The 14,219-nt window shown below is 39.0% G+C and carries 16 protein-coding genes and 1 tRNA gene; 3 read left to right on the forward strand and 14 right to left on the reverse strand.

Going from position 1 to position 14,219, the window contains the following annotated elements; genetic code table 11:
* Positions 1 to 156 precede the first annotated feature (156 nt).
* The gene (locus FDK13_RS08335; RefSeq protein WP_137339527.1) at positions 157 to 1,320 is read right to left on the reverse strand and encodes an FAD-dependent oxidoreductase; all 1,164 of its coding nucleotides are present in this window, start codon (positions 1,318 to 1,320) and stop codon (positions 157 to 159) included.
* A 98-nt stretch (positions 1,321 to 1,418) separates the two neighbouring features.
* Here FDK13_RS08335 and FDK13_RS08340 point away from each other — a divergent pair, with 98 nt between their 5' ends.
* Together FDK13_RS08340 and FDK13_RS08345 are read left to right on the forward strand one after the other, a co-directional pair.
* Entirely contained in the window at positions 1,419 to 2,381 is a 963-nt protein-coding gene (locus FDK13_RS08340; protein WP_137339528.1) for a helix-turn-helix transcriptional regulator, read from the forward strand.
* Between the two features lie 366 nt (positions 2,382 to 2,747).
* Positions 2,748 to 3,038, forward strand: a complete 291-nt coding sequence (locus FDK13_RS08345) for a hypothetical protein (protein ID WP_181956144.1) — start codon at positions 2,748 to 2,750, stop codon at positions 3,036 to 3,038.
* 19 nt (positions 3,039 to 3,057) lie between these two features.
* Here FDK13_RS08345 and FDK13_RS08350 read toward each other — a convergent pair whose 3' ends face one another.
* Both FDK13_RS08350 and FDK13_RS08355 read right to left on the reverse strand, forming a co-directional pair.
* On the reverse strand, positions 3,058 to 3,735 hold the full coding sequence (locus tag FDK13_RS08350) for a DNA-3-methyladenine glycosylase family protein (protein WP_220417339.1): 678 nt from the start codon (positions 3,733 to 3,735) through the stop codon (positions 3,058 to 3,060).
* The gene (locus FDK13_RS08355) at positions 3,726 to 4,229 is read right to left on the reverse strand and encodes a methylated-DNA--[protein]-cysteine S-methyltransferase (protein WP_137339529.1); all 504 of its coding nucleotides are present in this window, start codon (positions 4,227 to 4,229) and stop codon (positions 3,726 to 3,728) included. Before FDK13_RS08355 ends, FDK13_RS08350 begins: the two co-directional genes overlap by 10 nt.
* A 413-nt stretch (positions 4,230 to 4,642) precedes the next feature.
* Between FDK13_RS08355 and FDK13_RS36055 the strand changes: the two genes are divergently transcribed.
* The gene (locus FDK13_RS36055) at positions 4,643 to 5,128 is read left to right on the forward strand and encodes a histidine kinase (protein ID WP_229215958.1); all 486 of its coding nucleotides are present in this window, start codon (positions 4,643 to 4,645) and stop codon (positions 5,126 to 5,128) included.
* 488 nt (positions 5,129 to 5,616) lie between these two features.
* Here FDK13_RS36055 and FDK13_RS08365 read toward each other — a convergent pair whose 3' ends face one another.
* The 11 genes from FDK13_RS08365 to FDK13_RS08410 form a co-directional block, all read right to left on the reverse strand.
* Positions 5,617 to 6,024 carry a DUF6855 family protein gene (locus tag FDK13_RS08365; RefSeq protein WP_137339530.1) on the reverse strand — a complete coding sequence of 136 codons (408 nt, stop codon included), beginning with the start codon at positions 6,022 to 6,024 and terminating at the stop codon, positions 5,617 to 5,619.
* A gap of 87 nt (positions 6,025 to 6,111) precedes the next feature.
* The gene (locus FDK13_RS08370; protein ID WP_137339531.1) at positions 6,112 to 6,468 is read right to left on the reverse strand and encodes a nuclear transport factor 2 family protein; all 357 of its coding nucleotides are present in this window, start codon (positions 6,466 to 6,468) and stop codon (positions 6,112 to 6,114) included.
* A gap of 826 nt (positions 6,469 to 7,294) precedes the next feature.
* Positions 7,295 to 7,368: transfer RNA gene (locus FDK13_RS08375), tRNA-Ala, on the reverse strand.
* Between the two features lie 171 nt (positions 7,369 to 7,539).
* Positions 7,540 to 7,716 (reverse strand): hypothetical protein, encoded by a 177-nt coding sequence (locus FDK13_RS35325; protein WP_170982747.1) that lies wholly within the window; start codon positions 7,714 to 7,716, stop codon positions 7,540 to 7,542.
* 83 nt (positions 7,717 to 7,799) lie between these two features.
* Positions 7,800 to 8,321 (reverse strand): 3'-5' exonuclease, encoded by a 522-nt coding sequence (locus FDK13_RS08380; protein ID WP_137339532.1) that lies wholly within the window; start codon positions 8,319 to 8,321, stop codon positions 7,800 to 7,802.
* Between the two features lie 154 nt (positions 8,322 to 8,475).
* Entirely contained in the window at positions 8,476 to 9,507 is a 1,032-nt protein-coding gene (locus FDK13_RS08385) for an energy transducer TonB (protein ID WP_137339533.1), read from the reverse strand.
* A 59-nt stretch (positions 9,508 to 9,566) separates the two neighbouring features.
* A complete protein-coding gene (locus FDK13_RS08390) occupies positions 9,567 to 9,920 on the reverse strand; it encodes a PadR family transcriptional regulator (RefSeq protein ID WP_137339534.1) in 354 nt (117 codons plus the stop codon).
* A 97-nt stretch (positions 9,921 to 10,017) separates the two neighbouring features.
* Positions 10,018 to 10,488 carry an Lrp/AsnC ligand binding domain-containing protein gene (locus tag FDK13_RS08395; protein WP_137339535.1) on the reverse strand — a complete coding sequence of 157 codons (471 nt, stop codon included), beginning with the start codon at positions 10,486 to 10,488 and terminating at the stop codon, positions 10,018 to 10,020.
* Between the two features lie 553 nt (positions 10,489 to 11,041).
* Positions 11,042 to 11,791: an SDR family NAD(P)-dependent oxidoreductase gene (locus FDK13_RS08400; protein ID WP_137339536.1), complete on the reverse strand. Its 750-nt coding sequence runs from the start codon at positions 11,789 to 11,791 to the stop codon at positions 11,042 to 11,044.
* Between the two features lie 165 nt (positions 11,792 to 11,956).
* On the reverse strand, positions 11,957 to 13,105 hold the full coding sequence (locus tag FDK13_RS08405; protein WP_137339537.1) for a hypothetical protein: 1,149 nt from the start codon (positions 13,103 to 13,105) through the stop codon (positions 11,957 to 11,959).
* 55 nt (positions 13,106 to 13,160) lie between these two features.
* Positions 13,161 to 14,186: a right-handed parallel beta-helix repeat-containing protein gene (locus FDK13_RS08410; RefSeq protein ID WP_137339538.1), complete on the reverse strand. Its 1,026-nt coding sequence runs from the start codon at positions 14,184 to 14,186 to the stop codon at positions 13,161 to 13,163.
* Positions 14,187 to 14,219 lie beyond the last annotated feature (33 nt).

Consider the following 14,219-nt stretch of genomic DNA (forward strand, 5'->3'; position numbering starts at 1 on the left):
GTAATACAAAGGTGCGGGTCTAACACAAGGCGATTGTATCCGGTTTGGTAATTGTTGTAGCCAAAATGGAAAATGAAACAGATTGCTCGCAAACAAAAAGTGCGGTCGTTCTCATAGAGAATAACCGCACCGCACATGTTCAGGCAAGCTTACTTTTCATTTTTGCTTCCTTCTCTCCTGCATCATTTTTTCGACTCTTTTAAAAGCATTTTCAGTCTGGGAATGTATTCGTTTATCAGCTTCCATCGCTCCAAGCTGAACCGGTGCTGCATATGCAAACATCTTTTTTTCATAATCATCTATGGCTGATTGTATGTCTGAAAATTCCCCGTTTGTCAGATTTTCAGTCAGATTTAATGCATCCAGCAGGCCAATATTTACTCCATTTCCACCGAAAGGAGGCATTACATGAGCGGCGTCTCCAATGAGCGTGATGTTATTATGAGGATTCCAGCTTTGTTTTAAAGGAAAAACGTTCAGAGGAAAACCTGTAAATTCATTGGTTGCTCTAAACATTTCCATATACGATTTATCCCAACCCGTAAACATTTCTTCAAGAAAAACACGAACGGCGGGAATATTTTTCAAATCAATGTTGCGGTCTCTAAACAAACTGGAAACCTCATTAAATGACACATAATAACACAGACTTCCGGTTCCTTTGTTATGCAAAAAAACCGCCTTTTTATCTTCAACCGCTGCCAGATTTCCATTGTTGGCCAATTTATAAATAAGCGGACAAGCTGATTCCGGGTGCAGGATTTCTCCCTGTATCACAAAGGTTCCCGTGAGCTCAGGCTCCGTATTAGTTACATACTTTCTGGTGCGGGATCTTGATCCATCAGCAACGATGACCAACTCAGAAAATGCTGTGCTTCCGTTTTGAAAATGCAGTTCAAAGCAATCCGTTTTTATATCAATGCCAATAACCTGCCGGTCCCAAACAACTGTATTTTCAGTCAGACTTTCAAGCAGTATTTTTCTCAGATCAGGACGGTCAATTTCCGGTTCATCATAAAGACTGGCTTGGTCAGGCATCATTTCCATCAGAATGTTACCAAACTTATCCGCCATTCTTTGGCTGGTAGGCCTGGCTTTTTCGTAAAATTTATCAAGCAGACGCGCTTTTTCCAATGCTTTTTGTCCGGTATTTTTATGCAGATCTATGGAACCACCCAGCATTCGTGCATCCTGGGTTTTGTCACGTTCGTAAACTGTTGCCACCGCGCCTTTCATTTGTAAAAGTCTGGCAGCCATTAAACCCACAGGGCCACCGCCTACTATGGCTATTTTTTTATTGGCTATTAAATTCTTGTTCATCTCTTAATTTGTTATTGTTGATTTGTGGAAACAAAATTAAGTGACGCCATATTGATAAAATATCTTATTTTAGTAAATTAATAGTCCAAAAAAGTAAAATGATAATTGATCTTACAAAATCAGCAAGTATTGGCTTAATGGCCAGTATTGCGCAGCTTACCGGAACCCAAATCCAAAATGGCGTACTTGTGTTACCCGAAATCATGGGAAAAGGTTATATCAAAAGCTTTAATCTTGGCCCGAAACTCCATCTGATGATTCATAAATTTGAACTTGAAGAAGATATCATACTGAAAAGAAATCCGGTAGCGACCGGAAGAGATCTGATTACATTTAGTTTTCGGAAGGTATTCCACCAGAATAATGAAATCAAAAACAGACAAGCCGGCTTCCTGCCTTCTGTGCAGGTGACTTCTGCTGATATGGATTTTGAAATTTTCACCCCGGCCAAAACACAGATCAATACCATTTTGATATCGGTTCATACGGATTTACTAAAAGATTTACTCAATCAACAAGAGGGAAGTACACTGCTGCAAACTATTGTTTCTGGAAACCAGCCTTATTTATATGAAGAGATTATTTCGCCGGAAATACAAACAATAGCAGCAAAAATAGTTGAAGCAGATGCAAATGCTCAGCTCTCCGATTTTTATTACAGAATAAAAGCCGAAGAGCTGATCTATATGCTGTTTGTCGAACTTTCCAAACGGGGAAATGTTCATAATTATCCGCTTAATATTACTGATGTGAAAATGGTTTATTCCATCAAAGACAAAATCATTTCAGATCTCAATATTTCGCCCAACCTCTATGAGCTGGCATTTTCAGCGGGGATGAGCGAAAGTAAAATGCAGCGTCTGTTTAAGCAGATCTTTGGAAACAGCGTCCACAGTTATTATCAGATGCTACGAATAAATGAAGCGGCCTATCTGATTAAAGAACAAAAAGTTTCCGTATCAGAAGCTGGCTATCGGACTGGATTTACCAATCTAAGCCATTTTACCCGAATTTTTGAAAGACAAATGGGATTGAAACCTAAAAAATACTCAATTTCCTGATCAGCGAATTTTTGTTCGAATCAGTATAATATTCCTTATTTTTTTCGATCAAAAGTTGGGCGGAATGACTTGGCCAATACTCTGGTAATAAGCGAATTTGACACCAGATAACCTATCCCGTCCATCATTTTTTTTGGATAAAACGATGCATCAGCGCTACCAGAGCGGACACATTGAGCGTTATCATTTCCAGCTCGCTTTTTAGTTCGAGACTTGAAAAATCTCCGGCGGAACCAATTCCTGCATTATTAATCAAAAAATTTACTTCCAGATTTCGCTTTTCGAGTGATTTATTTTGAAGAATTGTAGCAGGATCTTTTCTTTCAAAAAAAATATTGGTAACCTTCGGAGCAAATACACAAAATCATGACTGAGCTTCAACTTACCGGCCTGCAAAGACGGGCAGAAAAATATCTTAATAAGCAGATAACGTATGCAAAAATGCCAGGCGAGTTCGTCCGGGGCAATTTTATTGGTTTTGATAAAGAATCGTTAGACCGTGCAGTCATACAACTTTCCAACGCCGCCGACAGAATTACAATTCCGCTGATGTATGTAGTAAATTATTTCGAAGAGCAAAACGATTTGAAAAAAGAAGATGTAAGCAATGTGGGTTATGAAAAAAGACCTGGCTATAAACCGCATAAAAAGTCTTGATCAACCTCAAACTAAAAAATCATTTTGGGTATAATGCATAGCTTCTAAACGGCGAAGAAAGATAATGATGCCATAGAATCATCGTCGCCACGGTTCGGTATGGTTTCCAGAAAGCAGCAACTTCAAGCAGATTTTCACGAGGCGTTTCCCTGACCAGTTTTTTTGCTCTTTTTAATGCATTAACTGCGGCCAGATCACCGATTGGAAATATATCCGCTCTTTGCAAAACAAACATCAAATAAATATCGGTCGTCCAGTTCCCAATACCTTTCAGTGCGGTTAGCTGACTTCGCACTTCATTATCAGGCAAACTTCCCAAAACATCCAGCTCCAGTCTTTTTTCAACCAATGCCAAAGCGAGACCTCTTAAATAAATCATTTTCTGGCGACTTACATAACAGGCTTTCAATTCTTCATCGCTTAGTTTAAGAATATTTTCAGGTGTCAATGCTATTGTTTTTTCCTGCAATTTCTTCAACGCAGCAAGCGCCGAAGCTAAGGAAACCTGCTGTTCGAGAATAATATGAACCAGCGTTTCATACGTATTAGGCCTCGTCCACATCGGCGGATAGCCATGCTCCTTTATGATAACAGCCAAATCTTCGTCCAAGTCACCAAGTTTATCACAAATTTCACGAAAATTGTCTGCTGAAAATGTTTCGGACATTGCATAATTATCTGATATTTTTATTCCCATAACGAAGTCTGTTTGAAAGTTTTTTCAATGTCCAAAAGAATGGTTTTGTTAGCAATTCCTCCACCAAATCCAACCAATTTCCCAGTAGCACCAATCACACGATGGCACGGCGCAATAATGGAAACCGGATTTTTATTTGCTGCACCGCCAACGGCGCGCACAGCCTGAGGATTACCAATTTGTTTTGCAATCTGCCCGTAAGTTCTTGTCTCTCCAAATGGAATGGTCAGTAATGCTTCCCACACTTTCTTTTGAAATTCGGAACCGACAAAATCAAGTTTAAGAGAAAACACCTTTCGTTTTTTTGCAAAATATTCATTGAGCTGCTTTTCAGTTTCCAGAAGAATCGGATAATTGATATCCTCTAAACCGAAACTTATTCCGGTTCGGTCAGAATTATTTTTTTCCCATAAAACAGCCGAAAGGCCTTGCTCGCTGGCTACCAATGTTAATTTCCCCACCGGTGATTCCATTGTTTTAAAGTAATATTCCATTGATTTGCCTTTTGATAAAAAATCAGGCTAACATTATTTCCTGGATTCAATAAAGCTGTTCTGGTAATTTTGAGCCTGTAATATCAAAAAAAATATTCACTTCAGGTCTTTTGTTTTATATTGAGCTGACTTTCAAATTAACATGCGGCGTTCAGTTTTTGACAAGAAATGGTTACTTGGCTTTGCCCTTGCCATTATTTACATTCCGCTCAGAACATTCATCAATGTTCAGCACGATATATGTGGTATACCATTCTCACTAAATTACCACTTTTTCTTATCGAGATTCTGGTTAGTACTATCTTTTACACCAGCTCGATCTATATGATTGACTGGGGACTAAAAAGCTTGCCCGGATAACCGGCAGCGATAAATCCTCGGAATTTCAACTTTCCAATCAGCTTATTACCTTAGTGCCCGCGGTTCTGCTGGCGATCCTTTTTAACTGGATGCTGATCTTTACCTGGGGGTTTATGGAGACATTCCGGGACCATATTCCAATGACATTTTCCTATGATCCTAAACATGCGGCTGCGTTGGGCAGCCGGTATAGGGGGGAATCAGGCATTAACAATACTTGCACCTATTTCGGCCTATTATTTGTGCGTAAGCAATCAGATTCAGGAGAATTTAAAAGGGTACTTGTAGATTCACAAATACTTGAAAAAGAAAACATTAATGCCCGATTCCTGGCCTCAAAAAACCAGATTAGTCCGCATTTTCTGTTCAACAATTTAAGTGTGCTCGCTTCTCTTGTTGAATCTCATCCCGAAAAATCGGGTGAATTTATCAACCAGCTTTCTATGGCTTATCGTTACATTTTGCAACAGGTGGAATTGCGACAGATCAGTCTGACCAAGCGCTTCCCAAATAAAGTCGATCTTAGTAAAACCCATTAATATGAACCGGGCAAACCTCTTTTCAAGGTATCCGAAGGAATATTGCGAGAGGCAATTTCGCCTAACTTCAAACAAACATAAAAATTGATTACAAAAAATTATAAGTAACTCACAATCAATATTATATAAAACAGATCAAATCGAACACCTAACCAGCCTTTTGAAACTGATTCAGGCTATAAATCCAGAGGAATGATCAAGTGTTCAAATCCGATTTTCTATGTAATAACAATCTTATATAATTTGTGTGATAAATTTAAAAGACCAAAAGCGTTTGCTCCCGGTCTTTTAAGTCATTTTGATTAAAGAGTTCTATTGGCATTCTTTAATTATGTCAATTATCGTAATCAACTAAAAAAATAGTTAATTAGCTTAACAACGTCCGTTTTAATTATTTTGCCATTTGCGTCGTATCGTCGAAATCACTGCTGCCTATATGTAAGAAAAATCTCATATTCTCATATTCTCATACATAACCCAAGTTAGTGCTACTGCGCTTTCATCTTGTTGCCTTTTGAATCGTGTGTTACTTCGGCAAGTCCTAATGATTCCATTAGGGGAGGAATATACATACCAAAACGTCCACGAAACCCTTTTTTCAGTCCATACCAACCGCCAACCGGATTCTTCTCTGAACGTGCCCAAGCCTCAACTGTTCCTTCTTTCGCTGTTTTTTGTTCATCTGCACTACCAAGTTCCATCCAATCTCCGTGTACTTTTAGCATTGCATGCAAGTCGAGAAGACAGCGATAGTCATAATGTAGAACAGTTTTGCCAACTGTGCAAACCAATATTTCTTTTCCATCTTTCTCGTCTCTGTGCATTGTGAATTCCGACGATAATGGCGGCGTTTTTAATACCAAAGGATTTTCTTTTGTTCCAATTACATACTGCATTGTTCTATTATTATGGATTAAAAATAGTACTGGATGAACCTATCAATAATGTCAAGCCCAATGTTGCCTTCCCGGCCTTAGTTAACATTAGTAAAAGAACTGCTCCAAAGTTATTTTACCGTCATTAACCTGATATACACATACTTCTTCAATGCTCATTCTTCCACGCCCTTTAAAGGTTGCATCCATAGCCCAAGTAATAGCAAAACTGTTACCCGCTACAATAGGGTCAGAAATGGTTGCGCTATGGAATTCTTCTACTCCCGCTTGAAAAGCTATTGATTTTGCCTTAATGGCATCCAAGCCTTCTACTATCTTAGGCCCCATCATTTCGTTTGCTTCAATACTTTGAGCATTGTCGGCAAATAGGGCTTGCTGAACTTCGTCAACTTTTCCCTGGCGGCAAAGTTCTACCAACTTGTTAGCTACTTCTGCAGTTGTCATTTTTTAAAAATTTAAGTGTACAAGTATAAATGTAAAGTATAAGTTATACTCTAATAAGCATTTTTCTTTTCTTAATAAAACCTTATTATTGAGTTAGTATCCCACAGTTTAGACGCAAACTGGATCTTTAGTAACTCTGACTTGGATGTTTTTTATGTTTGATATAAAATTGTTTTGGTTTAAATAAAACACTCCTATGTTTACAAAGTTAATTCAGTCGGAAGGATAAAGGTTAGATTTGTAAGATAAAGTGATAGAAGGATGAGAGCAGATCAACCTCATAATAACTCATGAAGTATATTGTTATTTAGAAATTGCCTCATCCTTTTTTACCTTTTCGAGTCTGAACAGAATGTAAGGAGTTGAGTATTGCTCAATATCCGGAATATCCAACCAGAAAATAAGACGACGGCCGATGCGATGAAGGTTTTGATAGCTGTCCAAAGAAAATTATTGGAACTGGCTTCTACACTATTTAAGACAAAAACAAGCTATGACAAATTATATGAAAGCAAAAAGCAGGACAAAAAATAGCATGTCAGCACAAAAGGCATAAACATGCTATACTGGCTGGCTCTGGGCCGCCTTCAAGAACAAAGGTATAAAAAATTAAAATTTTTATAGGTTACCAATACAGAATCTCCTATTATCAAACCAGATCTCCGAACCATATAACATTTTAGGCAATTCAGTACAGAGATTTAAACAATATACAGGCGACGAAATACGCCAAAGTCTAAAAAACCTAAAACAATACCAATTAAAATGTTCTACTAAATAAAAAAGTCACTTACAATATTTTTGTAAGTGACTGATAATGAGATCGTGGAGAATATGGGATTCGAACCCATGACCTCTTGCATGCCATGCAAGCACTCTAGCCAACTGAGCTAATCCCCCGTTCGGAGTGCAAAGATGTGTGAGAGAATCGGGATAACCAAAGATTTGATCCATTTTTGCGTAATATAAAATGCGATCAATAATAACGACCTAACTCACAGGATATTATAAAAAGGAAAGGAGGCTTATTTTTTACAATAAACCTCCTTTCCTTTTATTTTAATGTTCTGTTTATCCTTTATTTCCACCCAGTAATTTTGTAAATAGCCAGATAACCAACCCTATAACGGCGATGACAAGGATGGCGCCGGTCCACATGCCACCTTTGAATATACCGCCAACAACTTCACAACTTGTTAGGCCAATTACCAGAAAAAAGACGACGAGGATGTTGATGTAAGCTTTCATGCGTATAATAATTTAGGTTAATTTATATTTACCCATTATTATAAAAATCATTCCACATAAATTTGTGAGATTATTTACACAAATCATACCATATTCACAGGAATCAGCTTTTGAAGATCATTTTCCAATAGCATTTCAAAAAGTTTGACTGTTGCTGCAGCATCACCTTCTGCACGGTGACGGTTTTCGATAAGTATCTGTAAACTTTCACACAAATTACCCAGACTATAAGACTTCAGGCCTGGAAAGATTTTTCGGCTAAGCTGCACGGTACACAACAAATCTCTTTGAAAATGTTCATCCAGTACGCCAAACTCTTTCTTTAAAAATCCATAATCAAATTTTGCATTGTGCGCGACAAACCAGGCATCTTTCGTCAATGCACGGACAGAATCCTGCACCTCCGAAAAAGTCGGTGCATCCTGAACCATCAGGTTATCAATTCCCGTCAGACGGGTAATAAATGGTGGGATAAATGTTTCGGGATTGATCAGGGAATGAAAAAAGTCCACCACTTCCACTCCATTATGACGAAAAACAGCTATCTCAGTTATGCGGGAATTACCTCCTCCTCCGGTCGTCTCTATATCAACAATGGCGTACATTACTTACTGAATCTCTGCATAGGTAAACAAAAAATTTCAAGGGATAACCGATAAAAATCCGGTTTGATTGATATACTTATTTAAATACAAAAATAATAAAAAAATCCCCGCATCAGGCGGGGATCTGTCTTAATATTCAATTAAACTTTATAATTTATTCCATTTGAAAAACCACAGGCAGATTAAACTTCACTCGAACCGGAGTTCCTGACTGGCGTCCCGCTTTCCATTTTGGCATAAGCCTGATCACGCGTTCAGCTTCTTCATCACATCCGAAACCGATCCCTTTCAGCGTTTTCACATCCTCGATCTTACCATCGGAACCCACGATAAACGAGACAAACACGCGTCCTTGAATATTCGCTCTTGATGCTTGCACCGGGTACTTAAGATTTTTTCTTAAAAATTCAGCCATCGCAGCGTTTCCTCCAAAATAGGCAGGTGCCTGCTCCACAGCGACGAATGTTTCTTCTTTAGGAACTTCGGCTTCCACCGCCTTACCTTTTCCTGCCGGAACTTCCGCTGCTGGCGGAACAATATCCATGATATCCGAATTACCTTCCACAGTTTCTTGTCCCGGTAACGCATTCTGCAAGTCTTCCACGGTTGGCGGGGTAGCTTCCTCCACCACCATATTATCTGGCAAAACATCGTAGGAAGTGAACTTTCTGGTGTTTGGCTGAGGTTCTGCTTTCGGAGGTTCCACCGGCACAGGCGGCGGAGGTGTCGCGTCCGGTTTGATATCAACCGTAGTTAGTTTAACCTCAAAACCGATGTCGTTCTTTTCAGGTTCGGGAACCAGCCGTGCATACAAATTTGGCAAAAGCATAACAAGCAAAAAGAATGTTACGCCAAGCAATACCGAGCGCTGCATGGTGCTGTTGTACTCTTTTCGGAGCTGGTATGCACCGTAAGATTTGTTTCGTCCTTCAAACACGATGTCATTTAATGTTTTTTCCATGGCTAATAGATGATTATGTTCAACACTCAGTGTATGGAGCGTTTCCGGATCAGCCGTTTCAACAATATTGCTGAAAGCATGCTCAAACGAATCCCCGTCCCAAAGTCTTTCTTCTGCTTCACACGCCAAATGATCCAGTATCTCGGGAAACAATTCCGGATTCAGGCCATTTTTCTTTAAATAATTGCTAAGCAATTCTATTTTGTTGTTTTGAAGGCGTTTCATCTGTAAAAAAGTTTTAGGGTATTACAGGATCATGGAAAAACTATTAGCCAATGGATAAACTATTCGGTTGCCAGGCTTTTAGGTGCCAGCAATAACCGGATCGCATCTACAAACCGTTCAAGATCATCCGTTTTAATACGTGCCGCTTCACTTCCCGGCGTTGTCAGCGAATAATATTTCCGTAGCCTGCCATCCACTTCAACGGACTCTGTCACTAAAAAACCATCCTGTTCCAATTTATGTAAAACAGGATACAGCGCACCAAAAGTAAGTGCAATCGCCCCTCCTGTCCTTTCCTTCACTTCCTGGGTAATTTCATAACCGTACATACGTTTCTGCTCTGCCAGCAAATTCAAAACGATGGTTTTAAGCGTACCACGTACGTATTCGTTACTTGTTGTGTTCGTATCCATAATGTAGTTTTTACCTAACAAATATATATAAGTTTTTTATATATACAATAGCAAAATTAAAATATTGATGAATTTAGAAAATTCTTCCATTTAACGTCTATTCATCCGTCAGTGGTATAGAGCGATTTATACGTTCTTCGAGTGAAATAAAAGTTTCAGTTCTTTGAATTCCGTTTACTTTCTGAATTTTGTCATGCAGGATTTCTCTCAAATGCCCGGTGTCCCGGCAAACAATTTTTACAAAAATGCTGTAAATCCCTGTGGTGTAATGTATGTTAACCACTTCCGGAATACGTTCCAATTCGGATGCAACCTGCTCATACAAAGAACTTTTATCAAGATAAACGCCCAGGAAAGCACTGATATCCCAGCCCAGTTTAGCCGGATCAATCAATAGCTGTGAACCTTTCACAATACCGAGTTGTTCCATCTTCTTCATACGCACGTGCACTGTACCACCGGACACAAATACACGCTTTCCGATCTCCGTATAGGGTAGTGCAGCATTCTCGATCAGCAATGACAGAATTCTCAAATCAGTGCTGTCTATATCTGAATATTTTTGCATTTAGGGGTTTTTTGTTGAAGGAATCGCAACTTATTTAAGCAATTTATAAAAATATCGTAAATTTTTCGATTTTTTTATGCAAATATTTTATATTTAAAACTTAACCCCTTACTTTTGCAGTGTGGTTTCCGGGAAAACAATTTATTTGAAAGTTTGGAATACACAAAATATCACATTGTAGGGTGATGAAATTGGCAGCCATGCCCTCCTGTCTCGGGGGTGGTGAATCAGGGAAAAACACGGTATAATGCCGACGAGAGTCGACTGGGGTGGACCACCAACAGTATTTTGTATCGAGGCTAACCGCACCGTGGGTGGTTCGAATCCCCCTCCTACAGCAAAAAAAACTTGACAAGCGATTTTTTTCGTAGTAGTTTTATTTGGTTTTTAGTTTGTTGATGAAGTGTAATTTGACACGCGGGTTCATTTTGAAGCCTGCGTGTTTTTTCTTTTTAAGACACAATACGCCGTTTCCTGCTCCCTTTGGCACTTTCGCTGATTATAATTCCCAAAATAATATACCTTTACAAGTCTTCTGGTTTTAATGAAAAATCTATTCTTCGTAGATCATTTTCCTCGTCATGCCCCCATCGATCACAAAATTGGTCCCTGTTATGAAATTATTTTCAGGATTTGTTAAAAATAAACAGGCTCTTGAAATGTCTTCCGGCTTGCCAACACGGCCTGCGGGATGCTGCTCGTGATCGGATATTTTCAGAGCTGAATAATCGCCGGTTTCTATCCAGCCGGGACTTATCGCATTGACCATAATTTTATCTTTTCCGAGTGAAATTGCCATGGCGTGAGTAAGCGCCAGGATGCCACCTTTTGAGGCTGCGTAAGCTTCTGTATCAGGTTCGGACATAAGTGCTCTTGTGGACGCAATATTGACAATAGAACCTCCTCCATTTCCACGCATAACCTTTGCCGCTTCACGACTGCAAATAAAAGTGCCCCGGAGATTTGTATTGAGCACATAATCCCAATCTTCCAAATCCAGTTCATAGGGAGATTTGCTGCGGCCCAGACCTGCGTTGTTTACAAGAATATTTATTTCACCAAAAATCTCTTTCACTTTAAGCATTGCATTTACAATGTCTCCGGGTAAAGTCAGATCCACAATCTGCGTAAAAACTTCTCCGCCGAGTTCACGGAACAGTTTTTCTGTTTTTACCAGATTTTCTGCATCCCGGTCAAGCAATGCCAGTTTTGCACCTTCTTTAGCATAAGCGATTGCAATACTTTTTCCAATGCCTTTCCCGGCACCCGTTACAACTACAATTTTATTGTCGTATAAACCCATTTCCTTCTACTTCAATTTTAACTTTATCAAAAATAATTATACCAGCACATTTTTTACATGCCAGGCATTCATTCAAATTGCTGCTATGCAAAAGTCGCTATATGAACAAAGACTTTTGCCTTTTGGTCATATAACGACTAATATTTTTACGTACCCGAATCTACGTTATTTATTTTCTATGGTTATTCCTTTCATATCTTCCAGTCTTGCCACAATTGCCCAACCAAAAAAATCGTTGGCAACGGCCATCAGTATTTCATTTTTACCTGCTTTGAATGGAATTGAAAATGAAGCATTCTCAATTGAACATCTTCCAAACGGTGCTTTCATCATAGGGCGGCCATAAGCGTTTTTATCAGTATAAAGGAAACGACCATTTAACATGACCCAAACTTCATCACTAAATCCCAAATTGATTTTTTTGTTCTGAGCTGATTTTGAATCAACATTCAGTTTCAACCAGACCATCCTGCGTTTTTCACTCCCGCCAAATTTACGGGTCAGGTTAACCAGTCCCATTCTTTCAGCTGTAATAGTTTCCCATGTTTGATCAGGTTTTGGAATAAAATCATAACTAAAATCTACTTTTTCCGGTGTTTCAAAAGGTTTACTAACCTGCCAGTTGCGCAAATATCTCGGATCATGGGCAGTGAGATCCACGCCAGGAACGGCAGGTAAATTTTCAGTCTCATCCATTTTTATGACAAGATTTGAAATGACAGATTCTCCATCAAACCCGATCAAACCTTTTGACGTATTGCCTTCCAGTCGTGGAATTTCCAGAACAGGCCGTTGCATATCATTCAGATAAGCGCGCATTTGCATGCCCGAAATCACAACTTTAACATGATTCCATGTAGTCTTTTTCAAATACGCATTTCCCTGATATTGGCCCAATAAATCCCAAAGATTGACTCCGGAAATATGAGGGGCATACTGCACAACATCCATCGCTGTTGAATCCTCATAAGTACCGGTTCTGAAATAAAAACATTCATTTTCCAACTTGTCCTGCCAATGAAAATAAAGCGACGCGAACATAGGATCTACCGGAATGAAATCGTATTCAATTGTACCATTTGAAAAGCTGGTATTTTTTAAAACCACCGTTCCGGCATTGGCAGAAATTTTCATAACTGGCCTGGAATCATAGGTTTCAAACTGTACTTTTCCGTTTTGAAATTCCCAATTTTCTGCGATCAAAGAAATGTTGATATCCGTCTTAACTGATACCAATGTCTTGGTTTTGTTTTTTTTCTGTGCAAAAATAACAAAAGGCAAAATGCTGAAAATGATTACAAATAAATGTTTCATGACTATTTGTTTATGGGTTTTATGAGAGGCTTGAAAATGAAAATGCTTTGGAAGATTAATTTTGGGGATTGATAAAAATCCCGGCTCCAAGCTCTTTCCCTGCCGATTCCTTTGTTGGATTCAGATAATCTTTTGGTAAGCCATTTGTTTTAACCTCACTTAAAATCAAACTCCCGGATTTCCGGATCTGATTTTCTATGTGCTCATTTTTGTCGGCAGGGATAGAGCCATCTTTGGCGTAATAACCCATATATCCATCGTTGTTAATGATCAGGGAATTGTTGAAAGTGTATTTTGGAAAAGTATTTTCTGCCCGCAACCAGAAATAAGCACAATTTGAAACGATATTATTTTTGAAAATAAAATCAGAATTAAATGCTCCAAACCACACGGCAGCTTCATAAGCTCCGTAAATAATCGAATTAGTAAGAGAAAAATCGCTGATCGATTTGAAAAGAAGAAGCGCATTTTTGCAGCCATAAAAAATGCAATGATCCACATGCGTTCCCGCACCATGCGCCCAGATACTTCCCTGTATCGGAGCCGAATTTCGTTCTCCAATGAAATAACATTGAGAGATATCCAGCCCTTTCAAACTTTCATTTTCTCTGTTGACCGGGTAATAATATTTCACTTCCGGATTTCCATTCCCGATAAATTTTAAACCTTTTAGCGCAATGTTATTTGATGCAATTAAAAACCCGATGCTGTGAGGAAACTGCGTAACCGAATTATTGGCCGACACCGATTGAATAACCGGCATTTTCGTAGGCTCCCAGTCTGCGTCATCCGGCATTACAGCTGCTTCGATGGTAAGCCAGATGGCTTCATTTCGCATTTTATCAATAACAACCCTGTCTTTAAGAAGGTATAGTCCCGGTAATAATTTAATATGAATAGCCTCTTTACCCGTAAATCCGCCGGCCTGATCCAGCGCTTTTTGAATACTTGCCAATGGCGCCCGTACCGTTCCACCACCAGAATCATTGCCCTTTATTGCGTCAACGAAGATCGTTTGCGCACTTAGATTTTGAAAAAATAAAAACAGCAGAATCGTCGTCAAAGAAGTTACTTTGTTCATATTTAAAATATTTGTTACTTGATAAAAAGATGT

The sequence above is a fragment of the Dyadobacter frigoris genome (assembly GCF_005280585.1).
Lineage (GTDB): Bacteria > Bacteroidota > Bacteroidia > Cytophagales > Spirosomataceae > Dyadobacter > Dyadobacter frigoris.

Coding starts and splice junctions, on each gene's coding strand:
- FDK13_RS08335 (WP_137339527.1), bottom strand. CDS start 1,320: ATGAACAAGAATTTAATAGCCAATAAAAAAATAGCCATAGTAGGCGGT.
- FDK13_RS08340 (WP_137339528.1), top strand. CDS start 1,419: ATGATAATTGATCTTACAAAATCAGCAAGTATTGGCTTAATGGCCAGT.
- FDK13_RS08345 (WP_181956144.1), top strand. CDS start 2,748: ATGACTGAGCTTCAACTTACCGGCCTGCAAAGACGGGCAGAAAAATAT.
- FDK13_RS08350 (WP_220417339.1), bottom strand. CDS start 3,735: ATGGGAATAAAAATATCAGATAATTATGCAATGTCCGAAACATTTTCA.
- FDK13_RS08355 (WP_137339529.1), bottom strand. CDS start 4,229: ATGGAATATTACTTTAAAACAATGGAATCACCGGTGGGGAAATTAACA.
- FDK13_RS08365 (WP_137339530.1), bottom strand. CDS start 6,024: ATGCAGTATGTAATTGGAACAAAAGAAAATCCTTTGGTATTAAAAACG.
- FDK13_RS08370 (WP_137339531.1), bottom strand. CDS start 6,468: ATGACAACTGCAGAAGTAGCTAACAAGTTGGTAGAACTTTGCCGCCAG.
- FDK13_RS35325 (WP_170982747.1), bottom strand. CDS start 7,716: ATGAAAGCTTACATCAACATCCTCGTCGTCTTTTTTCTGGTAATTGGC.
- FDK13_RS08380 (WP_137339532.1), bottom strand. CDS start 8,321: ATGTACGCCATTGTTGATATAGAGACGACCGGAGGAGGAGGTAATTCC.
- FDK13_RS08385 (WP_137339533.1), bottom strand. CDS start 9,507: ATGAAACGCCTTCAAAACAACAAAATAGAATTGCTTAGCAATTATTTA.
- FDK13_RS08390 (WP_137339534.1), bottom strand. CDS start 9,920: ATGGATACGAACACAACAAGTAACGAATACGTACGTGGTACGCTTAAA.
- FDK13_RS08395 (WP_137339535.1), bottom strand. CDS start 10,488: ATGCAAAAATATTCAGATATAGACAGCACTGATTTGAGAATTCTGTCA.
- FDK13_RS08400 (WP_137339536.1), bottom strand. CDS start 11,791: ATGGGTTTATACGACAATAAAATTGTAGTTGTAACGGGTGCCGGGAAA.
- FDK13_RS08405 (WP_137339537.1), bottom strand. CDS start 13,105: ATGAAACATTTATTTGTAATCATTTTCAGCATTTTGCCTTTTGTTATT.
- FDK13_RS08410 (WP_137339538.1), bottom strand. CDS start 14,186: ATGAACAAAGTAACTTCTTTGACGACGATTCTGCTGTTTTTATTTTTT.